Origin of the sequence: Microcoleus sp. CZ3-B2, assembly GCF_036705055.1 — a bacterium.
GTDB lineage: Bacteria > Cyanobacteriota > Cyanobacteriia > Cyanobacteriales > Microcoleaceae > Microcoleus.
The window spans coordinates 28,707-53,508 of record NZ_JAUBTN010000015.1; the positions used below are offsets into that span (position 1 = coordinate 28,707).

The following is a 24,802-nucleotide window of genomic DNA, read 5'->3' on the forward strand; positions in this document are numbered from 1 at the left end:
CGCCAGCCTTGTCCCTGCTGAATAAAAAATTGATTCTAAATTTTTCTACCAAGCCATCACAAATGTAAGTTATTTGACAATCCCCTGTTAAAAAATTTGCTATTAATAAAATAAGGGGGCCAAATCCCGATCGCGCCAAAAGAGGTTGAACAGTAGACAGTAGACTGTTGACAGTTGACAAACGGACGATCGCTTGCGCCCCGCTCCGCTACGACCTTTTAGCAAAACAATACTTCTGGAGGATGACATGAACTATACATTTGAAATCCTGGGCGTATCTCCAACTTTATCATTTTTTAACCAGCAGCAGGAATTGCTGCAACAACAGCAACCGTCCGGTGTAGAATACTTGGGAAACCGGAAGTGCACTCTCGACTCCTTTGTGGCATCCGTAGAGATAGTTTCTCCCTATCGCGGCTGGGATGTCGATCGAGTCGTAGACACCGTAATTAGTTTCTGGTTTCACAACTCCGAGAGCATCCAGTATTGGAAGGACAGGTTGCAGGATGCCGGCAGCGAAAACTTGTTAGTCGCCAGAGTAGGCGACATCAAGTCTTTACAAGCCGCATTTGAATCGCTGCTGGGCGAATAGGAAAATTGGTCATTAGTCATTAGTCATTAGTCATTAGTTGTTGGTTGGCTGTTATTGGTAATTAATTATTGGTTAGTTGTTATTGGTTGTTGGTTAGTTGTTATTAGTTAGTTATTGGTTATTGGTTATTGGTTGGCTGTTATTGGTTGCTAGTTATTAGTGATTCCCTATCGAACGTCTAACGTCATCAGAGGAAAGAAAGGAACCATGCTAAATTACCAACTTCTAATAACAACTAACGACTGACAACTAACAATTAACAACCAGTAGCTAATAACCCACAAGCAACAACGACAACCAATAACTAATAACCCACCAACAACGACAATCAATAACCAACAACTAACCAATGACCAATAACAACTAACAACTAACAACTAACCAATAACCAATAACAACTAACCAAATATTATGTCTCGTTCAAAAGCCCTGCAATCTTATATTTTTGTCCGCCTACTCCTAGCACCGCTAATGTTGTGGACAATCACCACAGCAGTATTTTTGCTGCTGCGGGCCACTCCGGGCGACCCCATCGATGCAATTCTCGGTTCGCGAGCTCCCGCCGCCGCCAAAGCAGCAATGCGAACCCAACTAGGCCTCGATGCACCCCTGTGGGAACAATATCTTAAATACATGAAAGACTTGTTGGGCTTCGACTTGGGAACCTCCATCACCACTCGCGGACAAACCGTCTGGCAAATTATCGGAGATTATTTCCCCGCTACAGTGGAATTAGCAGTGTGTAGCATGGCCATAGCTTTAATTGTCGGTATCAGTATCGGTTCCCTCGCAGCATCCCGCCCCAACACTATTTTCGATGCAGCAGGCCGTTTGTTTGGCATTATCACTTACTCGCTGCCGGCTTTTTGGGCTGGCATGGTTTTGCAGTTGATTTTCGCGGTGCAGTTGGGCTGGTTTCCCTTGGGAACCCGCTTTCCCGTCACATTAAGAGCCCCCCAAAGCTACACGGGACTTTACACTGTAGACAGTCTCCTGAGCGCTAACCCGGGTCAGTTTCTCACCAGTTTGCATTATTTGGCACTTCCGAGTTTGACGCTGGGCATTCTTTTGAGCGGCATTTTTGAGCGAATTGTCAGGGTGAATCTCAAGCAAACTTTGCAAGCAGATTATGTGGAAGCAGCTAGAGCTCGCGGCATTCCTGAATTTCAGATTTTATGGGCTCACGCTCTGAAAAATGCGCTAATTCCGGTGATTACTGTCTTAGGATTGACTTTTGCTGCACTGTTGGGCGGCGCTATTTTAACCGAGGTTACTTTTTCGTGGCCGGGGCTGGCAAATCGCCTTTACGAAGCGATTAGTTTGCGGGATTATCCAACTGTTCAAGGTATTGTGGTATTTTTTGCTGGGATTGTGGTAATTGCTAGCATTGTAATTGATGTTTTGAATGCTTACATCGATCCGCGCATTCGGTACTAAATAGTCAGTTGTTAGTTGTCAGTGGTCAGTGGTTAGTTGTTAGTTGTTAGTTGTCATACCAAATCCGGGTTTTGGATACCCTTTATGAACCAGTCGGCGCAGGCCGACTTTGTTTCTGTAGACGCGGTTTCAACCGCCGGATCATGTTGATCAACCAGTCGGCCTGCGCCGACTTTGTTTGACTCTTCCGCGTTTCAACCGCCGGATCATCTTTGTTTGACTTTCTGGCGGTTTGAACCGCCGAATCATTTTTCTGCGTGCGCCAAATGTTGCAGCCAAAATGAGCCGCCTAAGAAAGAGCGATCGAAAATATCGGCTTTTAGACTCAGGACACTTTGCAGTTTATCGGCAATACTAGAGCAATAAAAAGCAAAATTTGAGGAAAAGCTGATGAAATTATTACAAATAACAGTCGCTCTATCGGCTGCTTTAACCCCACTAATGGCTGAAGCTGCCTTTAGCCGCCCGATGGTGGACGCAGGCAACTTTCCCAGAGCCTCAAACCCCCGAGTAGACGTGCCGGTTTGCTTCATCGAAACCCCAAGCGGTACAACTTTTGATTTAGTCAGATTGTGCGGCACCAACGCCGAGCCCCAAAAAACGGCTCCCGCCGCCGGCAACCCCGCCAATGCTCCTGCAAACAACCGCAACGTAAGTAATCCGGCTGCAGCCCCGAACCCCAACAGCGTCACGAGAGATGCTGTGGGCACTCCCATAACTACTCCTGGGAGTGCCAATCCCGCCAATCCCGCCAATCCCGCCAATCCCGCCAATCCCGCCAATCCCGCCAATCCCGCCAATCCCAACAATCTCAATCCGGGAACTTCGCCCAATCCCGCCAATCCCAACAATCTCAATCCGGGAACTTCGCCCAATCCCAACAATCCCAACAATCTCAATCCGGGAACTTCGCCCAATCCCGCCAATCCCAACAATCTCAATCCGGGAACTTCGCCCAATCCCGCCAATCCCAACAATCTCAATCCGGGAACTTCGCCGAATACCACTCCCAATAATCTCAATCCGGGAACTTCGCCGAATATCACTCCCAGTAATCTCAATCCTGGAACTTCGCCGAATACCACTCCCAGTAATCTCAATCCGGGAACTTCGCCGAATATCACTCCCCGGAGCAACAATTTGTCTCCAAACGGTGGAAATGGCAATGGCACGGGCACTTTTTGAACTGCCTGGGATGAGTTAAGCTAAGACATTGAAGTGCCGATTCCCTACCCTTCGGGAACGCTTCGCGAACAGGATAGCTTCGCTTCACGCGCTTGAGGATACCTATTGTGTCAAACTTAGTTCAACGCTTAGAAATAACTGCTCACCCGCAACTGGAAAAATCCCTTGGTTATCGAGGAGATAGCCGCTGGGTAGCCTGGGGTTGGGAACCAGACATCGACCAAATTATTTCCAGCGACGGCAAAACAGTCGGCACCGGCAATAATATGGCTTGGCTGGTGTTTTTGCAGCACGATTTAGTTCAGCCTGCTGTACGAGAATACAACTTCGGTGAGGGCGATCGCTACTGGCTGCTTTTAGACAGAGAAACTAGAATTCTCTACGCCGGCGAAGAGAAAGCAGTGCAGAATCTGCTCGAACAGCCGGAAAGTTTAGCTTTGTTAGCTTGTCTCGATGGCGGCCAGAGTTCGCTACCAAACCCTGAAACGTGGCAGCAAACGCTATCTAAACTAACCGCCAAAAAAGCCTTTCGCAACCTGACAAACGCCATTCCTTTCGGCATCGCAGCCGCTTTGATAGGTGCTTTAGGAGTCGGAACCGGACTCTGGGTTGTCCCGGCGGTGCAACAGAAACTAGCCGAAAAAACAACTTTTATTTCCCCAATTAGTTCTAGCGCCAACTGCGGGATTGGCGGTTCCGACGATTTTTCATCTTATGTCGGTTCGTCAAAGGGAAATAAAGAGCTTCACTTAATCGGGGTTTACGAAGCAAATGCCGCTCACGGGAACGGAAAAAGAGCGAAAAGCACTATTGAAGTCAAAGTAGAACGCCGAAACAAGCCAATAATTCTTGCACTTTCTGCCTACGAACCGATTAACTGGAACCTGAATGTAGAACCCGGAGCAGTTATCGAGAAAATCATTGTTAACGGATACCACAACCAAACTGTTTCTGGAGTTTCTGGAATTCCCATAGAAGAGCACAGTTACGAAGAAACCGGAGAGCATATCGGCAACTTTATCTACAAGTGGAATGCTACTCCTGAAAGTAGCGAAAATGACTCTCTAGTCACCAAATTGGAACAGATAAACCGCACAAGTTTAACTTCTTTTCAAGGATGCTATCGAGGTACGAACTTTAGTATTAAATGAGCGCAGCGACAGAAAGTGAAGAGTTAAAACCGAGTCCGATTGAATCAAAAAACCCGCGCGGGCGGGTTTTTTATTAATATTTAAAATTATTGATCTTTATATGGTAAAATATCGTGTCCGGTTGATTGCCGTAACAAAAATGATTGGTTAGTAGTGCGGACTAAAGTCTGCACTACGAAGCAGTTTTATCGTTTTTAATATACCGGACGCGATATAATATGCCGTGGTGTCGTTATCAATTGTCATATAATGTCAGGTAAATTTAACACCATCAATAAGGTTTGTAGTGAGGACTTTAGTCCTTCTTGATGCGGACTAAAGTCCTCACTACGAACCCTTTTGATTGTAAGTTTTTTTTCTGGCTCACTATCAATTTCTAGTTCTAACAATGCTAATAAAAACTCTATGAAATACTGGTACGAAACCCTCGCAGTAGCGCAGCGAATTTTAATTGAATTGGGAAGACGGCGGCGCAGCTTAGTATTGTGGAGTATTTTCCCAATTTCTATCTTGCTAATTAACGCTTTAATTTTAAAAGAACGGGCTAATCTCACTACAGACAAAGCCTTTGAAAGTGCCGCACCTGCAAGTTTAGTAGGAGCGGCTTTATTTTTTAGCTGTCTCGGCGGCAGCGTAGCAACGGTGGTTTCAGAGCGAGAACAGCACACTCTCAAACGCTTGTTTATTTCCCCCTTGAGCGGCACTTCTTACTTTTTAGGAATTTTTCTGGCTCACAGTTGTATCGGCATCGGTCAGGTAATCTTAGTATATGCGATCGCCTCTTTTTTCGGAGCACAATTTCAAGGCTCTATTCTATTAGGATGCGCGATTATTTTACTGAGTATTATATCTTACGTAGGAGTCGGCTTTATTCTCGGCACGCAGTTTGCGAGGCGCACTGAAGATGTCAACTCGCTAGTAGCGGCTTTCGGCGTTCCTTTGTTAATTTTAGGAGGGGCATTTTTGCCTGCTTCGCTTTTTCCCCAAACTCTGCTGGATATCGCCCAGTACAATCCAATTTATCACATGAACGAAGCGCTGATGGGTGTATGGGCTGGCGGCAAAGATTTTGCTGATATTGAATCGCACTTCTGGTTTTTGTTTATTTTTGCTATTTTAATGCTCGGAGGCGGATGGATGTCTTATCGGCGGATGTTGAGAGTGGAAAGAAGACTTTAAGTAAGACCGAAGAAACCGGGTTTTTTACTGAATTTGTGGGCGAAAGCGCTGTATTTGTCGTAAAAAACCCGGTTTCTAGCTAACTCTGTGCGATCGTACTATTAAACTTAAGGAGATGTAAAATTTTGCTGCAAATAGAAAAGCTCAATAAATCCTACGGCCGGCGTTCAGTACTTAAAGATTTAACACTGCACATTCAAACTGGAGAAATTTACGGTTTGCTCGGGCCAAACGGGGCGGGAAAAACTACAACTATCAATATTTTATGCAGTTTGCTAAATGCTGACAGCGGCAAAGTTTCTATCAATGGCGAACCTGTTTCGGAGTCTACTAAATTGTTAATAGGTGTAGCGCCACAGGAAAATTTGCTTTACAAAAGCCTTAGCTGCGAAGAAAATCTCAATTTTTTTGCTCAAATTTACGCTTTAGACCGGAAGCAGCGCCGCTATCAAGTTGAACAATGTTTAAAGGCTGTAAATTTGACTGATAGAGCTCAAAGTCCGGTGGAAACTTTGAGCGGAGGGATGCAGCGCCGTTTGAATATTGCGGTGGCTTTGGTACACCAGCCTAAATTAGTAATTTTAGATGAACCGACAACGGGTTTAGATATTGAGGCTCGTTATGAAATCTGGGAGTTGATTCAGCGCTTGCAATCGGAAGGTATTACAATTTTGCTGACTACTCATTTGTTGGATGAGGCTGAGCGTTTGTGTCAAAGAATTGGAATTTTAAAGAATGGTAGTATTGTGGCTGAGGGCAGTTTGGAGGAGTTGCAAAAACTGATTCCGGCTCAGGAAATTATTGTTGTTAAAACTGCGGAGGAAGAAAAGGCGATCGCCCGCGCTGCAAAATACGGTTTCATTCCCCGCCGCTACGGTAGCGATTTGGCTTTTTGGCTGCCGGAACGTTTGGAATTAAAAGAGATTATTTTGCTTTTTGATGGGATTTCTATTTATTCGATCGCTCGGTATCCGGTGCGTTTAGAACATATTTATGTCGAGGTGACGAAACAAAGCGAACAATGACACAGACAAGGGAGGATTGGCCCGCACTATCCACGAACCCTACAAAATTGTTCGCGCCGAGATAGCCAAAGCATCTGCATTACCAGGCTCTTCCTGGTAACTGTTGACTGTTGACTGTTGACTGTTGACTGTTAAGAGGGCGGGCCCGCACCATCCACCGCCCCTACTGACTGTTGACTGTTGACTGTTGACTCGATTTTATTATTCCGATGCAACCGGAATTGATATAAGTATCAGTTTAGACGGCTTTTGCCCACGATTGCCAAGTTTCCATCGGGCGGAAACCGACTGATTTATAAAGCTTTGTCGCGCCTGTCAAACTGTCAGCATCGACGCTGAGTTTAGCGGTATTTGCACCCGCTGCTTTTAAGGTGTGCAATCCAGCTAACAACATTGCTTTTCCTAAACCCATTTTCCGAAAGTCGCGCCGCGTTCCCAATAATTCAATCCAGCCGTCTTTTGTGCCGCTGCGGGGGTTTTTTTGGGGTTTGATTTGACAGTCGCAGAAAGCTGCAAATTTACGATCGCCCGAAACAGCAATTAAATCTAATTCCGGCTGATAATTTTCGTCTTGCATCCAGTAGCGCACGATTTCGGCAGTTAAATCGTGGTGGTTCCAGTGATCGATAAATGACTGGTTGAACATTTCTACCCAGGGTTGGATGTCTTGTTCTCCCGATACGTGTGTCAGCGCAAAGTCTGCGGGAAATTCGGGTGTGGGAATGGGTTCGGCGAGCGATCGCGCCATTGTGAGAAAATAGCGATCGACTTCAAAGCCCTGTTTCTCTAACAGTAGCATCAGATCGGTTTTATCCTCACGGCTGTAGGTGTGCAATTTTGCGGGCAAATTGCATTTTTTTCCTACTTCGCCCAGGCGTGTTTCTCCCCATTTAATTATGTCTTTTTCTAAGCCTTCACCCCGTACATTTGGATGCACGTAAAACCAGAGACAAGCTTCTATTTCATCGGTGGAATCTGGCATATCTAACAGTGCCAAACCGATGAGTTTGCAGTTACCGTCTTCCCACAATTGGACATCGCGGGCTTTGTCGAGTTGGGGGGCGTCAAGGATCAGCTTTAGTTCAGTTGCTGAAACTTCTTCGCCTAGTCGATCGACTGTTTCGCAATCATCTATTAAATTTGCGATCGCGCGCCAGTCACTTTCGCCCTTATAGGAGCGTGTTGTCAAGATATTCATAAAAAACTTACAATCCGTAATTTCGGAATGTTCCTGTTAATCGGTATTGGCAAATGAGTAGAGTAATTCTGACATTTTGCACAAATGTCAGTAACAGTCAAGATGGCTGTTCCACAAAAAATCTATTTAGGATGTAAGAGGCCAGAAAGCCTGTTACACAATAAATCAATGTTTTTTTGGGGCTGCAGCAGTCCGCACCTCAACTGATTTTATTATTAGAGAATGATGTTGATAAAACTCATAAACCTGTTTATATCACCCAGGCTTTCAGGTTTTATCTCATAGCGCAATCATAAAAATTGGTTAGCCCATTTGGGCAGTTTTTTTTATTGAAGTCTGTGGTTAGAGGAACGCCCAACCTTTGCAAGCAGCGTCCTCGAAGTTATCAAAGCTGGTGCTTAAGTAACTGTTGTTTAAATAAATTTAATGCAGCTAAGTAAAGAAGTTTTCACCCCCACCGGGTAGTTGATTTTTACTTTTGCTCTATCTTACAACAAATCCTCTTTCAAGAATTTGTTGCTGCTTCTTTTAACTCACCCGATCGGGGGAGGGGAACAGTTGAAGTTCTTAAAAAGTTCCCTAAGTCAACTATAACCGCTCAGGTTTTTTTTGGCAACTTCGATCTGAGGGGAGTTTTGTTAGTATTAGCCCGATCCTGGTTGAGACGGCAGAAGCAGCGCGCTTTGAAGCGTTCGTAAGTATAGTTTTGATAACTTTTTGCCAGACTTGAAGATTTAACTTTATCCGAACGTTAAACTGACGTTAAACTGCTTTCTGGGATTTGTGTGAGGTAAATATGCTTGACAACCTCGATTTAGATATTTCGCTGGATAAAGAAACCTATGAGACCAAAATCGAAGTTTTAATGCAGCAGTTGCGATCGCTCCAACAAACCTGCTGGGAAAAAAAAATGCCCGTAATCATCGTACTCGAAGGCTGGGCCGCTGCGGGCAAAGGCGCACTCGTCAAAAAAATGGTGGGTTACATGGACCCGCGCGGCTTTACCGTTCACCCGATTTGGCCGCCGTCAGAGGCAGAAATGGACTATCCTTTTCTGTGGCGGTTTTGGCAGAAACTCCCAGCCCGCGGTCGGATTGGCTTTTTTTATCACAGTTGGTACACTCATCTTTTAGAAGACCGGTTGTTCGAGAGAGTCTCCGAGGCCGAAGTACCGACAATCATCAGACAAATCAACGCCTTCGAGCGAATGATGGTAAACGACGGCGTGGCAATTGCCAAATTTTGGATTCATCTGAGCAAAAAAGAACTCAAACATCGGCTCAAAAAACTAGAAGACGATACTTTACAAGCTTGGCGAGTGCGGCCGGAAGATTGGAAACAAGCCAAAAAATATCAAGAATACAGAACTTTGGCCGAAGAAATGATAACTCAAACCGGCACGGGCCCGGCACCTTGGACGCTAGTAGAGGGCGACTGTCAGCGCTGGGCGAGAGTCAAAGTTTTAACGCAAATGGCAGCCAAAATTACAGAAGCCCTAGACAGACTCCCCACACAATCTGCACCAGTTCCACTGCCGCCTCAAGAAAGGTTGCAACCCACCGAACCAGACTTGCTCGCCCAAGTAGATTTAACTCTATCCTTGTCGCCAGACGAATACAAACACGAACTTCGCGAAGCACAAACGAGTTTTGGCGAACTGCAACAAAGCATCCACGAAAAGGAAATCCCCGTTTTAGTGCTGTTTGAAGGTTGGGATGCGGCCGGTAAAGGAGGTGCGATCAAACGTTTGACGGACATCCTAGACCCCCGCAGTTACTCCGTCAATGCCTTTGCTGCGCCGACGGACGAAGAAAAAGCTCACCACTATCTCTGGCGCTTCTGGCGGGAGTTGCCGACTGCTGGTAAAATCAGCATTTACGATCGCAGTTGGTATGGTAGAGTGCTCGTCGAACGAGTCGAAGGATTTGCCACCGAACTCGAATGGCGTCGAGCTTACCAGGAAATCAACGAATTTGAGGAGCAACTCACCAGTTTCGGTTGTGTCTTAGTTAAATTCTGGCTGCACATCAGTCCCGACGAGGAACTAAAGCGGTTTACAGACCGACAAAATAATCCATTTAAACAATACAAACTCACTCAAGAAGATTGGCGGAATCGAGAAAAGTGGAATTATTATGAAGTGGCGGTAAATCAAATGATTCAGCGCACCAGCACGCCGACAGCTCCCTGGACGCTAATTGCGGCCGATAACAAGTATTATGCTCGTGTTAAAGTAATTCAAACGGTAACGCAGGCAATTCGGAATCAACTGAAACGCCTATAAATTGGGATTGGTAAATGGGTAACAGATAATGGGAAAATAGCAGGCAGCAGAAAGCAGGCTGGAATTACCAATTTTACAGGCTGCTGGCTCGCTCCATTAGCAATTACCAATCAACCATTACCAATTATCAATTACCAATTAACTCTCAGCAATCTGTAACCCGCCCCAAAACGGGTACCGTGTCCCGACTATCTTGTTTGGAGATCCTAACATTTTAGAGCGAAGTGCCAGCTCCCAGATTTATCTGTGGAGTCCATCTAAAATCTAAAATTATTCAATTCTTCAATCGATTGACTGGAAGTAGCGGGCTTGCAGCCTGCAACCAATAGTTGAGAGCTGAGGGGAATCGAACCTTTCTGAGAAATGCGATCGGACTGGGTTATTGGCAAAAATTAAAAACCACCGATACCAGTATTTCCTCGCGCAGCTAAATGCGCGATCGTTTCCAGACTTCCGTACTAATTTATGAAGACACAGAATATTGCAAGATGCCAGAACTTTTAGCTCGCATTCTATTTCTATTCCTCCTCTTCTCACTGATCAAATCGTGGTGGGATCAATCAGGAGGCAAAGACAATCCGTTAATAGACAGGCTGCGCGTTTTGCTGCTGATCAGCCTTTTGTTCCTGGCTTTTTTCGCGCCAGACACGCCAGTCGGAGCAGCGATTTTCGGCCTCATAGCCTTCTTCTTTAAGCCGCTGGGTTTTTCGATCACCCTGCTGGTGATTGCATCGGCGCTGATCACCAACGGGGGCATCCGCAACCCGGCACCGAGAATGATCCTGGCAGCACTGCTAGTTTTGATCCTTTCGAGTATGCCAGTTGTCGCTTACTGGTTCGCCGATCAAGCTGAACGGGATGCGGCTGCTCGCACAGTTTGCTGCGACGAAACAGCAGCGGCGATCGTCCTCCTCGGTAAGGGAACGACTAACGGCCACACCGCCAACCAAGAAGCGATTCAAATGGCAGAGACAGGCAATCGCCTGCCCTACGCTGCCGTTTTGTACAAAAAACAATTAGCACCTTTGGTGATTGTTACCGCCGCGCCCAGAGCAGATTTACAGAATTCTACTGGCGAAGCTAAGGATATCAAGACTTTGCTGGCCACCAACATGGGCGTGCCGCGCACCAGTATCGTTCTCGACGATAACGGCCGCAACATACGCACCAGCGCCGAGGAAGTGAGAAAAATCCTCGACAGCCGCGGCGTTGGGCGTAAAGTAATCCTGGTAACATCTGCGATTCAGATGCGCCGTGCCAGCCTAGCTTTTGCAAATATGGGTATCCAGGTGATTCCCAGAGCTACCGACTTCTACACTTACCAGCCCGTGTCAGGAGGGAAATCGAGACTGCGCTTAGACGCGGCAGATTTTCTGCCTAATGCAGAAGCTTTGGTAACTACGACGCGAGTATTCGATGAATATTTCGGGTCTTTTTATTACTATATGCGTGGCTGGCAGGCTCCCAGAGCCTAAAGTGGCGAGTTGCTGGTGTTTTTCTGAGGCAACAGCGACTGCTCCCCAGATTGGTTTAACATCTCCTGAGAATGACGCCTTTGTGGGGAGCTGTAATTTCTGAGTCCTGCGGGGTCGCCGACGGCAAAGTTGGCAGTTAACAAGAACACGACCCAAAATATAGGCGCTTCCCACTCGGATTTTTTAGGGGCTGGCGCTTCTGGGGATTTGATAGATGAAACGTTGATTTTGATGTCTAATAAGCCCTCGATTTCTTTGCCTTTGAGAACTCCGTCTTTGCACACGCCCTTAAAAGTCAGGGGAGCGGGTTTTGGTGCTTCTTCTGCTTTTGCTGCTTCTGGCATTGTTTGATCCTGGTTTTGGTGAATCGGGTTGGGTAATCATTCTTAAAGGTTCGGGGGTTTTCCGGGCCGGATTCCGCGAACTCTTTCTGAGTTAAGTTAAATATGCACCCCGCCCCTGGCTGGGGATTAAACAGAAGAACCTGAAGGCGTTTCAAGTTACTGCTGGTTGGTTGTGGGTCACAGCGCTGTCAGCCAAGCTGCTTATTATATATCTGGGTGAAAGAGAGGTTTTTATGCAAAGACAGATTTTTTCTCAAAAATTGTCAATAAATTTATTATCTCCGCGCCGATGAAAATGTCAATACGCTTACAGCAGAGTTTGCTTGGGATCGCGTAAGTAACCGTGTTTCTGGCAATACCTCAAGTGGCGTAATTATTTTAAGAAACTGATTTCTGGCTGAGATAATTTTTATTTTGATAGTTTCAATATAAGATTGGAAATGACAGACTGCATAAGGGTTTAAAGTTTGCCTGCAGTTGCATTGTTTTTTTGAAACTGGTATCGAAAGCGCGATCGGACTGTTAATCTAAAATCTCAAACGATCCAAATGTAGGTGATGAAGTTTGACAATACATAGGTGTTTCCCGATCGAGCGCAACGGATCTTTCGCTGGCTGCTGTGATAGCTTTACACTCTGCGGTTTATTTGCGCCTACGGACTAATCGACAGTGAAAAAATCCACTAGCAAACTATCTTCCCTGCAACCAGAACAACTGGCCGCTTGGGCAAAAGAGGCAATTAATCGCAGTAAATCCGGTCAAGTCCCCGCATACGTACCTCTGCTTGCAGAACCCGAAAGAGAATGGTTTGCCGTGCAAATTCGGGCAATTGACGGTAACATTTTGAGCTGGGGCAGCATTGCTAAAACATTCCCGCTGATGAGCGCAGTCAAGCCTTTGGTGCTGCTTTATTTGCTGTGCGAATTGGGCGAAAAAACGGTTTTTGACTGCGTGGGCTGCGATCCTTCGGAAATGCCTTTCAATTCGCTGACTCAACTGGAAATAGATGGAGGAAAGCCGAGAAATCCGATGATTAATAGCGGGGCGATCGCCCTAGCGTCTCTGATTCCCGGTAACAATGCTGTGGCGCGCTGTCAAAACTTGCGAACTTGGCTGAACCAACAAGCAAACAGTCAGTTATTTGTTGACGAGTTAATGCTGGATTCAGTCAATCAAAAGCGGAATCAAAATAATCGGGAGCTCGCCTTAGCAATGCTCAAATTTGGTTATCTGCAAAACGCCGAAAATAGCCTTAGCAACCTACAATCGAGTTTGTTGTTTGTCGGGAACTGTGGAGGATTTGGCTAAGCTGGGAATGGTGTTGGTAAAGAGTGACGAAGCACTTTGGGAAAACTGCCGCACTGTCAAAGCGCTGATGGCTACTTGCGGTTTGTATGAAGCATCCGGTCGTTTTGCGCTGCGGGTGGGACTGCCGGCCAAGTCGGGAGTTAGCGGGGCAATGCTTTCGGTAATTCCGGGCGAAGGTGCGATCGGCTGTTACAGTCCGCCCCTAGATCGGGAGGGAAATTCTGTCGGCGGCTTATTTCTATTGAAACAAATAGCTAAAGCTTTGCGACTGAGCGTATTTGATTAAATAAGATTGCTGTTGAATTGCTCTTAATTTCCTTGAGTTATGGCGGGGAAATATTTGGCTATCTGGGATTGGGGATTTGGAAGGTCGATCGACCTTCTCATATCATATCCGATCGATTACCATCACAAAAACGGTTCGCAGTGGGGCGGGCAAATTACCCGCCCCACAACAAGATTGAGCTTAATATTGAGGAACAGACGAATCTACTTCTTGACTCCAAGCATTAATCCCGCCCTTAACATTAATCCCCTCAATTCCCGCTTCCTTCAAAAGGCCCAAGGCCTTCGCAGAACGCCCGCCCATTTTGCAGTGTGCAATCAAGCGATGCCCGTTCAACAATTCCTTGACTTTTGCAACACCTTCGCCGTGTTCGATATCTGGTAAAGGCACCAAAACTGACCCAGGAATTTGAGCAATTTGATACTCGTTGGGATTGCGAACATCCAACAGTACAAAATCCTTCGCACCGCTATCGATTAACTTTTTAAGTTCGGTGACAGTCATCTCAGGAATTTGCTGTTGTTCTTGCGCTTCCTGGGCTTTAGCTTGAGGAATGCCGCAGAATTGTTCGTAATCGATTAATTTTTCAATTACGGGGCGCACTGGATTCGGTCGCAGTTTCAATTCGCGGAATGTCATTTCTAGGGCATTGTAAAGCAACAATCTGCCGCTCAAGGTTGTGCCTTGACCCAAGATAATTTTGATAGCTTCCGTTGCTTGGATAGAACCGATAATGCCGCACAAAACGCCTAAAACGCCACCTTCGGCACAGGAAGGAACCATCCCTGGAGGGGGGGGTTCGGGGTACAAATCGCGGTAATTTGGGCCGCCTTGGTAGTTGAAAACTGTGGCTTGTCCTTCAAATCGGAAGATGGAACCGTAGATGTTGGGTTTGTTTAACAGGACTGCAACGTCGTTCATCAAATAGCGAGTCGGGAAGTTGTCCGTGCCGTCGATGATGATATCGTAGGGAGTGGCAATGGCGATCGCATTTTCGGAACTAACGTGAGTCTCGTACAAATCAACTTGACAAAAAGGATTAATTTCTAAAATCCGATTTTTCGCCGACTCAATCTTCAGTTTCCCAACCCAAGAAGTGCCGTGGATTACTTGGCGCTGCAAGTTGGAATGGTCTACAACATCAAAGTCTACAATCCCAATGCGGCCAACACCAGCGGCTGCTAAATACAGCAACAGCGGCGAACCGAGTCCTCCCGTACCGATGCAGAGTACGCTGGCTGCTTTGAGGCGCTTCTGCCCTTCCAATCCAACTTCTGGGAGGATGAGGTGGCGAGAGTAGCGTTCGTATTCTTGTTTGTTGAGCTGGATCTCGTCCAGATTAGGATTTAGCATGATATTCTGTTATAGGCCGATTTTGAATTATATCCTATCTAAATTTTTCGCATTTTTGCGTGTTTGTTATTTTTACTAACTATTTCTTAATCTGAGTCGGTTCGACTGCGACAATTTCCTCTGCTTGAAAGTAGCCCTCGGAGTCGAGACTCCAACTGCGGAGGTCTTGTGAACTGCCTTGTCGGACGGACACTATGATGTATGAGTATTGGGCCCATGCCAATGTGCGATCGCACTCCGAGGGCACTGCCGGACAATCCGTGTGAGAATGGTATATGCCGATGATGTCTAAATTGCGATCGCGCGCGTGTTTCATCGCCCGCAACATATCTTCAGGTCTAATAGCATATCTGCGTTGTTCTGTCAATTCTTTTTGTTCTGGCCAATTCTCTTCAGCTTCGGCACTCCAAGCGTTGTCAGTCGGCACAACTTCTACTACAGTTTTCACACTTTTTGCGATCGTACCTAACAATAAACCGCAGCATTCTTCTGGATAAGCGCTTTCGCCGTGGGTGCGGATTGATAACAGGTGTTCGGGGGTAAGTGCGATTTTTTGCATTTTATTTTAGGCTTTTTTTTAATGAACCGCGAAGGCGCTAAGGACGCGAAGGAAGAGAGGAGAAGGGAAGAGAAGGAGTTGATGTAAGTGTGTGTATAATTCGTGAATCTATGGTGGGCAGTGCACACCCTATCGGTTTATCTATGTGTACAATGTACGCATAATTTGTAACTGTAGGGTGTGCACTCCACGCCTTATATCAAATCCGGTAGCATCGTCCTGTATTCATATCTCTATTCTCTCTCTGTGTCCTCTGTGTTCTAGCGCCGGTTAAATCACCTGACGATGCAACGGTCAACGATATTACGGGTGATTGCTATCAAGTTGGTGTTTGCTGCAATTCGGGCCGTTCGTCTGGGACGATCGCATTTTCGACTGGACAGACTTGCAAACAAATGCCGCAGTCTATGCAGGTATCAAAATCAATCCAATACCAATCGGTTCCTTTGACGTTTTTGCCAGGGCCTGGGTGAATGCAAGCTACCGGACAAGCGCCGACACAATCAGCTACTCCCTCGCAAATATTTGTAACGATAGTGTGTGCCATGTTTCTATTTTAGATTTTAGTTTTTAGTTTTTAGATTTGACATTATATCATGTCTGTCTAATTACAACAATACAATTGGTTCGTTGTGATGACTTTGGTCAAGATGGTTTTTGGCTGACTAAAGTCCTCACTACGAACCTGTTTTTTGCGGACTCAAGTCCGCACTATGAACCTGTTTTTTGCGGACTCAAGTCCGCACTACTAACCGTCTTTGTTATAACTAATTGGGGGGACGTGATGTTAGGAGTTAGCTTGACAATCGAGCTTAGTTTACTGTTTCAATTGTTGCAGCGCCTTCGGCATTTATCCAGGCAATTTGACCAATTCTACGATCGCGCGCGTATTCCCTGGCCGCCTCTTCGTTTTCCCTATTCTCTAAATCTATCTCTACCCGGATTGGGGGACTGGACTCTCTGAGTTTGCGGGCATAATCAAAGGCTGCTGCGGCTGCTTCAGGAGTTTGAGGCACGATCAACCATTCGCTGGCTGGTGTCTCTGCGGGCAATTGACCCTCTGTTAGCAATACTTGGTGCAAATCTTCGATATTCAGACAAAACCCGATGCCGGGGGAGTTTTGGCCTTGGGGATCGAAGAGTCCCAACAGTCGATCGTACCGCCCGCCTTGTCCTAAAACTCGCTGTCCGCTTTTGCTGCTGCTGACAACTTCAAACACTATTCCAGTGTAGTAGTCAAATGTTTGAATTAAACTCAAATCGAGGTGGATGTGAGATTTTAAATTGGGGATTTTGGCTTGACATTTTTCCAGCAGTTCGATCGCACTTTTGAGTTCATTTAATGCGGCTTGCTGCGCTACATCTAAATCCAGCTTCGCCACAATCTCCAATACATCTTCTGGGCGGCCGCGCAGGTCAAACAACAGCAGAGCTCTTTCTCGCAATTCGTCAGAAAGCGGCAAGGTTTCCAAGGCTATTCGATCGAGATTGGCGATCGCGTGGCGCACTTTTTGCCGCAGGTTTGGCGCAAACGGTTCTAGCAATGTTGCTGTCAAGCCCGCTTCTCCCAGCACCAAATGCCAGTCATCAATTTCTAGGTTTTGCAAGCACTCAGACAGCAGCAGCAGCACTTCCGCATCCGCAACGCTTCCCCCCGCGCCGAGGAGTTCTACCCCGGCTTGATAGAACTCCTGTTGCCCGCCGGAACCCGTATCTGTTCCTTTGCGGAAGACGTTGGCGTTGTAGTAGAGGCGCTGGGGCTGCCAGCGCGTCCCGGACATCCGCATCGCAGCCGCCCTGGCGATGGATGCTGTCAATTCTGGCCGCAAGCCGAGTTCTCCATCTTCGGCATCTTGGAGTTGAATTAAGGTCGATCGGTCGATCGCGCCCCCAGCCATCAATGTCTCCAGCCTTTCTAGAGTAGAGGTAATAATCCGGTGATAGCCCCAGCGGTGAAACACCTGCTGCAAGCGCCGTTCGATCGAAATTTTTTGAGCAACGTCAAGGGGCAATAAATCTCTTGCACCGGATGGGGGTTGGTGAACCATATCAATTTTAGAGTTTAGACTTTAGATTTTTAGATTGGGCTTAGAAGCTTAGCTTTAGGGACGGTGTTAAAGTCGAACGTGGCAAGCCTAACATTCGACTTTAACAAATTAAGGTGTCATATCGATTTTAGATTTGAGATTTTAGATTGGGCTTAGAAGCTTAGCTTTAGGGGACGGTGTTAAAGTCGAAGCAGGCAAGCTTAACCCTCGACTTTAACAAATTAAGGCGTGATGGCGTTGTGGTTTGCATGGGAATAATCATTTTCCCCGTCAGTGCGATCGGATGTGATATCACCAACTCTTGATGCTTTTGAGCAAGATCGCTTCACTGCTGAGCAGTTTACCAATTTCTAAATATTCCTGACTCACAACTCACAATTTCTCACTTCTTCTTCCCGCTAAACAAACTTGCAAAAAATCCTGGTTTGTCATCACCTTTTTTGGCTTTTGAGGCAGCTTGTTCGAGCTTTTTCTTAACCTCCAAAGCCGTCGGTTCTTCAGGATTTGATGCCAAAGCTTTGTTCATCTCAAGTTTCGCCATTGTCGCTTGATTTTGTTCGAGGTAACACATTGCTAACATAGCGTGAGCCTTGCTGTGTTTTGGATCGCGCTTCAGGGCTTCTCTCAACTCCAAACTTGCTTTAGCGTAATTTTTGCTGTCCATAAATCCTTGAGCTCGGCGGCAAGATCCGTCAGCCACCGAGTCTACTGGGGCTCTGGGTGGCGGAGGTGGCGCTGGGGTTGCTGCTGCTGGGGTTGCTGCTGCTGGGGGTGTTGCTGCTGGTTTTGTTGCTGCTGGTTTTGCTGCTGCTGGTTTTGTTGCGGTGTTAGTTGGTGGGGTTGCTGTTTTTGTGGGCGAACTGGTTCCATCCCCACCGCCAAGCCGTTCTTTTCGCAGCAAATAAACCATGTTTAGTTCGCTAATTTGAGCGATCGCCTCTTGCGTTTCCTCAACAGATTCGTACTGCTTGAGAGCTAGTTTACCCACTGCTGTTTTGTAAGCTTCTTCCAAATTTTTAGCGGTAGTTAACTCTTTAGCTGCGGCACTTTCGATGTGCATTTTTCCTTGTTCTTTAAGGACACGCTTACCAATGGCTGCTAACAGCAAGCTGTATTCTTTGCGATCGCTTTCTTTGGAGAATTTATTGTAGGCCGGATTGACCACTTTTGACAAAAATTGGTTGGCCCAATCTTTATCGGCTTGGCTTTCAAAAGAGCAAGTATCCGAATGCAAGCGGCGGGCAATTTTCATGTAGCGCTTGCGGATGTCGTTAAACTCGGCGTCTAAAGGAACTCCCAAAATTGCGTGCTGATCTGTAAAATCGTACTTGAACAACCCTTTTGTCATTTCAAAAGACATAACTTTTACTCTCGCTTTCCTGGCTTTTCACTATCCTTTAATGTAACTTGACTTAAGGGGTTGTGACCCCCGTATTACCCCCGATCCCTTGCTGTCGAAACGCTACTTCCATGAAGATAAGGGAGGAACTGACAGCAGTGCACCGCTTAGTTCGGCGTGTATTTTGCCGTTGGTGGCCAAAACTCGACCAGAGTTCATCTCAAAGGCACCGCCATCATAGGCTGTAACTTGACCTCCGGCTTCGGAGACGATGAGTACGCCGGCTGCTACGTCCCAAGGGGAGAGTCCCCGTTCCCAGTATCCGTCCAATCGCCCGCAGGCTGTATGTGCTAGGTCTAGGGCTGCGGAACCGCTGCGCCGCACGCCTTGGGTGAGGTGGGTGAGGTGACAGAATTCGGCATAGTTATTATCTGCTGTGGAGCGCCGGTCGTAGGCAAAGCCGGTCACTAGCAAGCTGTTTCTCAATTCTGAGCTTTGCGAAACTGCGATCGCCCGCCGGTTGCAAGTCGCCCCCAATCCTTTGCCAGCCCGAAACAATTCGTTATGAGAAGGGTCGTAAATTACGCCGATTTGTGGTATGCCGTCGATTAAAAGTCCGATCGACACAGCATAAAAAGGATATTGGTGAGCATAATTGGTTGTACCGTCCAAAGGGTCGATCGCCCACAGGTATTTGCTAGCTGCATTCCCTAATGAACCCGATTCTTCCGCGAGGATGGCGTGTTCGGGTACGTGGCGGCCGAGAATTTCTAAGATGACGGCTTCTGAGGCTTTGTCGGCTTCTGTGACCAAATCGCCCGATCGGCCTTTTTCTTGAATATTTTCTAATTTACCGCAGAAAGATTGCAGGACGGCACCGGCGGCTAGGGCTGCTTCGGTTGCTATTTCTAAGTAGTTTTGCAGTTGATTGTTTGTCATTTGTTAGTTGTTGCTTCTTAGTTGTTATTTGTTATTTGTCATTTGTTAGTTGGTGCTTCTTAGTTGTTATTTGTTATTTGTTAGTTGTTAGTTGTGAGTTGTGAGTTGTTGGTTGTTATTAGTCATGTTTTGCTGTCCCTGCCGAGCTTTCCGTCCAACGTCATCAGGAAGAAGGAAATCATTGCTCATGAGTTATTAGTAATAACTGAAGAGCTTTTAGTCTGTGACTAATCACCATTTGCCGATCGCCAATAACTAATAGCTAACCAATAACCAATAACCAATAACCAATAACCAATAACCAATAACCAATAACCAATAACCAATAACCAATAACCAATAACTACTGACAACTAACAACTGACTACTGACAACTGACTACTGACTACTGACTACTGACTACTGACTACTGATTTTGTTGACGAAATTCTGCGGGAGTTTGGCGCAAAGCTCGTTCTGGATTCCACAGGCCTTTACCCATGAGTCTCGCCCATTCTTGAGCGTTTAGGAGTCGCTGTTGATATTTCGTGTTGCGCGATCGCCCTGATGCCAAAACATAACCTTCTTTGACTAGCTGTTCGTTGAGCAAAATTCCATCTTGCCACAAGTAGGCTAGTTTGCGATCGAACTGGTCTTTCTCTTCGATGTCTGATTCTAACAATACCTGTTTTCCCCCAATTAGCTGTTCTAATCTTTGTTTGGCTGCTTCTCCCCAAGGCTGCTGTTGAAAATCTGGTGCATCAATACCAATCAGTCTGATTTGTTCTAATAAGGCGATTTTGTCGGCTGTGCTGATAACTTCGATTGTTTGCCCGCTGAGGATTCTTTCTACTTTGGCGATCGTACCTTGGGGCATTTCAGGTTTCTGGCAGCTAGCTAACAACACGCAAAGGGCGATCGCAAATAACCGATAAAGCAGCATTATTAATTGGGAATTGGTAATTGGCAATTGGCAATTGAGGGAAGCTACACTTTGGCGGGGAAAATAAAAGTTTTCTGTTTCGTAATAAATTTTCCCTTGTAGTGCTGTCTCGCCCGCGATCGGCTCGCTCTGGTATAATTCCGCAGTTACCGGATTTGAGATCATTCTTCATCCAAGGGCAAACCAACTCTAACCTTACCTTTACCGAAATAGCGACCGAATTGCAATTCATAAACTTCGTCTTCGTCCTGCGTCTCTACCTCAATGTTAGAACGGGGATAGCAGACGCACAGCAAAGCATAACCTTCTTTTTGCAGTTCCACAGAAAGCCCCATTGCTTCAGGCTGGTGCAGTTCCCCCGACTTGACGCGCACCGCACAGGCGGTACAAGCGCCGTTGCGACAGGAAAAAGGCAATTCTACTCCTTGGTTTTCCGCGCTTTGGAGGATGTAGCGGTCTTCGGGTACTCGCACTGTGTGGCGATCGCCTGTCTGTCTGTTATGAATTTTAATGGTGTAAGAACGAGTCATGGAATTTTAGATTTTAGATTTTAGATTTTAGATTCGGGTTGGGCAGGCAAAATCCTTGATATCAATGGGTTTGCGCTACGGCGAGGAGAATTCTATCCGCCCCGCGTGACACCCTACCCACATTAAACAACAAATTTATGCCCTTACCCCTTCCCAAATCAGATTTGTTCTGCTAAGATAGTTTAGCTGTGGCTAAATGAATAAATTTAGCCCTGGAGAGGTGGCCGAGCGGTTGAAGGCGCACGCCTGGAAAGTGTGTTTAGGGCAACTTAACGAGGGTTCGAATCCCTCCCTCTCCGTTTATAGCCTTTGTCAAAAAGGTAAGTTACAGGTTGAGATTACAGATTGGGGGATTGATGGATTGAGCGATCGATCCGTCAATCCCTTATCTTTTGCCAGAAATTTTATAAACCCGTCCCCGCCCCACGAAAAAACTTAAAAGTTAAGCCAGAGAAGTAAAATCCCTGGCTTAACTTAACCTGAAATATCAACAATTCTACTGCTTCATATCCGCCGGAAAAGCACCAGCTTTCACCGCCACAGTCACCGGTTGCCCGCCGCGACTCAACTCAAGCTGCATATCAGTGCCTACTTTACTTTTTTCGACAATTTGCTGTACGCTGCCAGCATCGCTGACTTCTGAACCGTTGATTTTTTTAATCACATCGGCAACGCGAACTCCAGCTTTTGATGCCGGAGAATCTTTCGCAACTCCCAGAACTAACACGCCTTTATCGTCAGTCAGCTTCAATTTAGGGTTGGGATTTTTATTGAATTGTGCCTTGATTTCGGGAGTAATGCTCAACATCCGAACGCCGAGATAAGGATGTTCGGCTTTTCCGGTACTTACTAATTGGTCGGCAATTTGTTGCGCCCGATCGATCGGAATCGCAAAACCCAATCCTTGGGCACCTTGAATAATCGCCGTATTCATGCCAATAACTTGACCGCGTTGGTTCAGCAACGGGCCGCCCGAGTTACCCGGATTGATGGCCGCATCGGTTTGAATAAAGCTGACGCGCTTGTCGGGAACGCCGACATCGGCGCTAGAACGGCCTGTAGCGCTAATAATCCCCACAGTCACGGTATTGTCCAAACCGAGGGGATTGCCGATCGCGATCGCCCATTCTCCCGGCAGTAACTCTTCAGATTTGCCCAAACTCACCACAGGCAAATTGTTAGCTTCAATTTTCACAACAGCCACATCAGTAACAGTATCTACCCCTAAAACTTTGCCCACAAATTCGCGACCGTCCTTCAGTTTTACCGTCACCGTATCCGCGCCGTCAACAACGTGAGCATTAGTCAAAATGCGACCGTCGGAACCAAAAATAAAACCCGAACCGGAGCCTCGTTCTACCCGATTTCCCTGCGGTACCTGAGAGTCTGGCCCGAAAAAGCGGCGGAAAAACGGATCGTTCAAAACATCAGGCTGTTGGGTTTTCACCGTGCGAGAAGAATCGATTCGCACCACTGCAGGCCCGACCTCCTGCACCACTTTACTCACAAAATTCGAGTCTTGAGAAGGCAGTATATTTGCCGGGAATCCTGAGATTGGCGATGCAGCATTTGCAGGTTCAGCTTTGATGGCGTTAGAAGAGCCGGGAAGTGAAGAAGTTAGGGCATTGCAGCCGACAGTTGCGGTGGAGCCGATCAAAATTAGAGATAAAAAAGCAAGTTTTTTGGGTAGAGAAAACTTGCGAGAAAGCTGAGTTTGATTAGGCATATTTTTGCTTGACATAGTATTGATATGGTGGGAGAATGGACGAGAGTTATAATTATCGTTTTGCATTTCTAGCACTACCCTGTAATTAACTTACAACTCAATGCTCTAGAATTTTAATTCAAGCATTTGTTAGATCTACTTGCCTGGTAGGGTTTACCCTACAGAGTAGGGTAGAAACCGGACTTACCCGGCTAATGGCTGATTGCTGTTTGCAAGGGCGATCTTTTGTCAGCACTGGCCAATTGCCACCTAAATGCAGTAATAGATACTACAGTAGCCACTCCGCATATTCCGCATTTTCTGGGAAATTTTTATACAATCAGTTCTATTATCTTCGCAGCACCGGACTCAAGTCTTCAGAATTTTATGAAGACCAAAGTTTGATGCTGCAAACTCGATCGCGTTATTTTACTGGATGCAATCTCATATCGCGTCCGGTAGGTCGATCGCGATCGGATTGGTTCGTAGTGCAGACGACCGTCCGCTCAATATAATGCACTCTCCTCCGCACTACGAACCATTTTTGTTATAGTAATCGACCGGATGCGATATCATTACCAATTCTGCCATCTCAAATCTTCGATCTAAAATATCAAATAAGTAGGTAGACAAAATTAATTACACAATATCATTGCTCCCGATCTCGAAGCGTAATGAAGCAATCGCTTCGGTTGGAATTGCGTCGCTCCGCTCGCAATGACTGCAAATATTTTTGTCCACCTACTTAGTATTATGGCTCCATAGGTTCAATAGCATTAACCTCATCAATTTCCATCGACTTGTGCCTAGAAATTTCCCAAGCATCAACAGCATTCTTGATAAAACCTGCCATCGGCACCGCAACTATCAAACCTGCTAATCCCGCAACTTTCACCCCTATTAGCAGCGACACTAAAATCCACACAGGATTCAAGCCGATAAAACCGCCTAATAACCGAGGAGCGACCCCGCTTTCAATGACTTGATCGATTATGGTAGCAACAGCTAAAACTGTGACACCAAGCCAAAAGTTGTTTAATGTAATCAGCAAACTGACAATGCAAATACTAAAAGGTGCCCCGAAGGGAATCATCGTCATTACACCCACACCCAAACCGAACAGCAAGCCGAAGGGAACTCGTAAAATTAAAAAAGCCACAGTCATCGATAGTCCCATCAAACCCGCCAAAGTTGCTTGGCCGACAAAGTAGTTGTGGAAACTTCGCGCCAGCAACAGCCGCAATTGCAAGCTCAGTTTGGAAGGTAGCCACTTAAATAATCCTTCCCACAGGCGATCGCCGTGCAAGAGCAAGTAAAATGTCAGGACTATTGTCAGCAGAAAATTCACCGCACTGTCTGCCGCACCCAAACCAAATTTGAGGATTTCGCCCGTGAGAAACTGCAATTGAGCTGAAAGTCGATCGTTCAATTGAGCAGTTAAACTGGTAATATCAATGCGGAGATTTCGATTTTCCACCCACTTGTTAAATGCTTCAATCTGTTGCGTCCCAGAAACTATCCAAGTTGGCAGCCTCGTGGCGAGTTCAGTGACTTGATTGAGCAAAATAGGAGCCAGAGTGATAGTTAAAACCACTAATATCAGTAAAGTCAAAAACAATACCGACAAAACTGCCCGATCGCGCTTCAAACCATATCTGCGGAGAAAGCGCACCGGATAGTCTAGCAAAAAAGAGAACACTGTAGCGACTACCAAAACGGTAATCAGGGCCCGAAAATATTCAAAAACCAGCAGCGCTAACCAGCAGTTGAGTACCGTTAGCGGAAAGAACAATCCGTAAGTCCACCAATGCGACAGTTGAGTGAAACGTCTCATCTAAGTTAACCCAGTTAAAATTGGAGATGCCTGATGCGAGATTGACACTGCTATTCGCGGTTCTGGGTCAACCATTTTATGTTGAATTTATTTATACCAGCCTGCAGAA

At 46.3% G+C, this 24,802-nt stretch carries 22 protein-coding genes and 1 tRNA gene; 11 read left to right on the forward strand and 12 right to left on the reverse strand.

Features of this window, described 5'->3' with window-relative positions:
• Window positions 1–247 precede the first annotated feature (247 nt).
• The 6 genes from QUA97_RS09290 to QUA97_RS09315 all read left to right on the forward strand — a co-directional run bounded on the left by QUA97_RS09290 (window position 248) and on the right by QUA97_RS09315 (window position 6,569).
• Window positions 248–592 carry a hypothetical protein gene (locus tag QUA97_RS09290; RefSeq protein WP_194010863.1) on the forward strand — a complete coding sequence of 115 codons (345 nt, stop codon included), beginning with the start codon at window positions 248–250 and terminating at the stop codon, window positions 590–592.
• A gap of 411 nt (window positions 593–1,003) precedes the next feature.
• The gene (locus tag QUA97_RS09295) at window positions 1,004–2,029 is read left to right on the forward strand and encodes an ABC transporter permease (RefSeq protein ID WP_194065756.1); all 1,026 of its coding nucleotides are present in this window, start codon (window positions 1,004–1,006) and stop codon (window positions 2,027–2,029) included.
• A gap of 390 nt (window positions 2,030–2,419) precedes the next feature.
• Complete coding sequence (locus QUA97_RS09300; protein ID WP_333194454.1) at window positions 2,420–3,214, forward strand: hypothetical protein; 795 nt, start codon at window positions 2,420–2,422, stop codon at window positions 3,212–3,214.
• Between the two features lie 107 nt (window positions 3,215–3,321).
• A complete protein-coding gene (locus tag QUA97_RS09305; RefSeq protein WP_194065754.1) occupies window positions 3,322–4,365 on the forward strand; it encodes a hypothetical protein in 1,044 nt (347 codons plus the stop codon).
• 405 nt (window positions 4,366–4,770) lie between these two features.
• The gene (locus QUA97_RS09310) at window positions 4,771–5,544 is read left to right on the forward strand and encodes an ABC transporter permease (protein WP_194065753.1); all 774 of its coding nucleotides are present in this window, start codon (window positions 4,771–4,773) and stop codon (window positions 5,542–5,544) included.
• A gap of 125 nt (window positions 5,545–5,669) precedes the next feature.
• A complete protein-coding gene (locus QUA97_RS09315) occupies window positions 5,670–6,569 on the forward strand; it encodes an ABC transporter ATP-binding protein (RefSeq protein ID WP_194065752.1) in 900 nt (299 codons plus the stop codon).
• 238 nt (window positions 6,570–6,807) lie between these two features.
• On the opposite strand, the gene QUA97_RS09320 is transcribed toward QUA97_RS09315, so the two are convergent.
• A complete protein-coding gene (locus QUA97_RS09320; protein ID WP_333194455.1) occupies window positions 6,808–7,767 on the reverse strand; it encodes a GNAT family N-acetyltransferase in 960 nt (319 codons plus the stop codon).
• A gap of 796 nt (window positions 7,768–8,563) precedes the next feature.
• Between QUA97_RS09320 and pap the strand changes: the two genes are divergently transcribed.
• Entirely contained in the window at window positions 8,564–10,051 is a 1,488-nt protein-coding gene (pap, locus tag QUA97_RS09325; protein WP_333194456.1) for a polyphosphate:AMP phosphotransferase, read from the forward strand.
• 431 nt (window positions 10,052–10,482) lie between these two features.
• On the forward strand, window positions 10,483–11,526 hold the full coding sequence (locus tag QUA97_RS09330) for a YdcF family protein (RefSeq protein WP_228049704.1): 1,044 nt from the start codon (window positions 10,483–10,485) through the stop codon (window positions 11,524–11,526).
• Here the strand turns inward: QUA97_RS09330 and QUA97_RS09335 are convergent.
• Window positions 11,523–11,870 (reverse strand): hypothetical protein, encoded by a 348-nt coding sequence (locus QUA97_RS09335; protein ID WP_194065749.1) that lies wholly within the window; start codon window positions 11,868–11,870, stop codon window positions 11,523–11,525. The two genes, QUA97_RS09330 and QUA97_RS09335, sit on opposite strands and share 4 nt — an antisense overlap.
• Window positions 11,871–12,539: 669 nt before the next feature.
• On the opposite strand from QUA97_RS09335, the gene QUA97_RS09340 reads away from it, so the two are divergent.
• Both QUA97_RS09340 and QUA97_RS09345 read left to right on the forward strand, forming a co-directional pair.
• Window positions 12,540–13,178, forward strand: coding sequence for a glutaminase (locus QUA97_RS09340; protein ID WP_333194457.1), 639 nt, complete (start codon window positions 12,540–12,542; stop codon window positions 13,176–13,178).
• Window positions 13,150–13,464 carry a glutaminase gene (locus QUA97_RS09345; protein WP_333194458.1) on the forward strand — a complete coding sequence of 105 codons (315 nt, stop codon included), beginning with the start codon at window positions 13,150–13,152 and terminating at the stop codon, window positions 13,462–13,464. The genes QUA97_RS09340 and QUA97_RS09345 overlap by 29 nt, the downstream gene beginning before the upstream one ends.
• A 180-nt stretch (window positions 13,465–13,644) precedes the next feature.
• Here QUA97_RS09345 and moeB read toward each other — a convergent pair whose 3' ends face one another.
• The 8 genes from moeB to QUA97_RS09385 all read right to left on the reverse strand — a co-directional run bounded on the left by moeB (window position 13,645) and on the right by QUA97_RS09385 (window position 21,154).
• Entirely contained in the window at window positions 13,645–14,817 is a 1,173-nt protein-coding gene (moeB, locus tag QUA97_RS09350) for a molybdopterin-synthase adenylyltransferase MoeB (protein WP_194065748.1), read from the reverse strand.
• 79 nt (window positions 14,818–14,896) lie between these two features.
• Complete coding sequence (locus QUA97_RS09355; protein ID WP_194065747.1) at window positions 14,897–15,376, reverse strand: M67 family metallopeptidase; 480 nt, start codon at window positions 15,374–15,376, stop codon at window positions 14,897–14,899.
• A 319-nt stretch (window positions 15,377–15,695) separates the two neighbouring features.
• The gene (locus tag QUA97_RS09360; protein ID WP_194010874.1) at window positions 15,696–15,923 is read right to left on the reverse strand and encodes an indolepyruvate ferredoxin oxidoreductase subunit alpha; all 228 of its coding nucleotides are present in this window, start codon (window positions 15,921–15,923) and stop codon (window positions 15,696–15,698) included.
• Between the two features lie 265 nt (window positions 15,924–16,188).
• Window positions 16,189–17,424, reverse strand: a complete 1,236-nt coding sequence (locus QUA97_RS09365) for an ATP phosphoribosyltransferase regulatory subunit (protein ID WP_194065746.1) — start codon at window positions 17,422–17,424, stop codon at window positions 16,189–16,191.
• Between the two features lie 382 nt (window positions 17,425–17,806).
• Window positions 17,807–18,784 (reverse strand): J domain-containing protein, encoded by a 978-nt coding sequence (locus tag QUA97_RS09370; RefSeq protein WP_194065745.1) that lies wholly within the window; start codon window positions 18,782–18,784, stop codon window positions 17,807–17,809.
• A gap of 102 nt (window positions 18,785–18,886) precedes the next feature.
• A complete protein-coding gene (locus tag QUA97_RS09375) occupies window positions 18,887–19,702 on the reverse strand; it encodes an inositol monophosphatase family protein (protein ID WP_194065744.1) in 816 nt (271 codons plus the stop codon).
• A gap of 406 nt (window positions 19,703–20,108) precedes the next feature.
• Window positions 20,109–20,789: a thermonuclease family protein gene (locus tag QUA97_RS09380; RefSeq protein ID WP_333194459.1), complete on the reverse strand. Its 681-nt coding sequence runs from the start codon at window positions 20,787–20,789 to the stop codon at window positions 20,109–20,111.
• Complete coding sequence (locus QUA97_RS09385) at window positions 20,786–21,154, reverse strand: 2Fe-2S iron-sulfur cluster-binding protein (protein WP_194012927.1); 369 nt, start codon at window positions 21,152–21,154, stop codon at window positions 20,786–20,788. Before QUA97_RS09385 ends, QUA97_RS09380 begins: the two co-directional genes overlap by 4 nt.
• Before the next feature lie 214 nt (window positions 21,155–21,368).
• Between QUA97_RS09385 and QUA97_RS09390 the strand changes: the two genes are divergently transcribed.
• Window positions 21,369–21,453, forward strand: a tRNA-Ser gene (locus QUA97_RS09390).
• Between the two features lie 197 nt (window positions 21,454–21,650).
• Here QUA97_RS09390 and QUA97_RS09395 read toward each other — a convergent pair.
• Together QUA97_RS09395 and QUA97_RS09400 are read right to left on the reverse strand one after the other, a co-directional pair.
• Complete coding sequence (locus QUA97_RS09395; protein ID WP_333194460.1) at window positions 21,651–22,880, reverse strand: HhoA/HhoB/HtrA family serine endopeptidase; 1,230 nt, start codon at window positions 22,878–22,880, stop codon at window positions 21,651–21,653.
• A gap of 730 nt (window positions 22,881–23,610) precedes the next feature.
• Complete coding sequence (locus QUA97_RS09400) at window positions 23,611–24,693, reverse strand: AI-2E family transporter (protein WP_333194461.1); 1,083 nt, start codon at window positions 24,691–24,693, stop codon at window positions 23,611–23,613.
• Window positions 24,694–24,802: the final 109 nt, after the last annotated feature.

Coding starts and splice junctions, on each gene's coding strand:
- QUA97_RS09290 (WP_194010863.1), top strand. CDS start 248: ATGAACTATACATTTGAAATCCTGGGCGTATCTCCAACTTTATCATTT.
- QUA97_RS09295 (WP_194065756.1), top strand. CDS start 1,004: ATGTCTCGTTCAAAAGCCCTGCAATCTTATATTTTTGTCCGCCTACTC.
- QUA97_RS09300 (WP_333194454.1), top strand. CDS start 2,420: ATGAAATTATTACAAATAACAGTCGCTCTATCGGCTGCTTTAACCCCA.
- QUA97_RS09310 (WP_194065753.1), top strand. CDS start 4,771: ATGAAATACTGGTACGAAACCCTCGCAGTAGCGCAGCGAATTTTAATT.
- QUA97_RS09320 (WP_333194455.1), bottom strand. CDS start 7,767: ATGAATATCTTGACAACACGCTCCTATAAGGGCGAAAGTGACTGGCGC.
- pap (WP_333194456.1), top strand. CDS start 8,564: ATGCTTGACAACCTCGATTTAGATATTTCGCTGGATAAAGAAACCTAT.
- QUA97_RS09330 (WP_228049704.1), top strand. CDS start 10,483: ATGCGCGATCGTTTCCAGACTTCCGTACTAATTTATGAAGACACAGAA.
- QUA97_RS09335 (WP_194065749.1), bottom strand. CDS start 11,870: ATGCCAGAAGCAGCAAAAGCAGAAGAAGCACCAAAACCCGCTCCCCTG.
- moeB (WP_194065748.1), bottom strand. CDS start 14,817: ATGCTAAATCCTAATCTGGACGAGATCCAGCTCAACAAACAAGAATAC.
- QUA97_RS09355 (WP_194065747.1), bottom strand. CDS start 15,376: ATGCAAAAAATCGCACTTACCCCCGAACACCTGTTATCAATCCGCACC.
- QUA97_RS09360 (WP_194010874.1), bottom strand. CDS start 15,923: ATGGCACACACTATCGTTACAAATATTTGCGAGGGAGTAGCTGATTGT.
- QUA97_RS09365 (WP_194065746.1), bottom strand. CDS start 17,424: ATGGTTCACCAACCCCCATCCGGTGCAAGAGATTTATTGCCCCTTGAC.
- QUA97_RS09370 (WP_194065745.1), bottom strand. CDS start 18,784: ATGTCTTTTGAAATGACAAAAGGGTTGTTCAAGTACGATTTTACAGAT.
- QUA97_RS09375 (WP_194065744.1), bottom strand. CDS start 19,702: ATGACAAACAATCAACTGCAAAACTACTTAGAAATAGCAACCGAAGCA.
- QUA97_RS09380 (WP_333194459.1), bottom strand. CDS start 20,789: ATGATCTCAAATCCGGTAACTGCGGAATTATACCAGAGCGAGCCGATC.
- QUA97_RS09385 (WP_194012927.1), bottom strand. CDS start 21,154: ATGACTCGTTCTTACACCATTAAAATTCATAACAGACAGACAGGCGAT.
- QUA97_RS09395 (WP_333194460.1), bottom strand. CDS start 22,880: ATGCCTAATCAAACTCAGCTTTCTCGCAAGTTTTCTCTACCCAAAAAA.
- QUA97_RS09400 (WP_333194461.1), bottom strand. CDS start 24,693: ATGAGACGTTTCACTCAACTGTCGCATTGGTGGACTTACGGATTGTTC.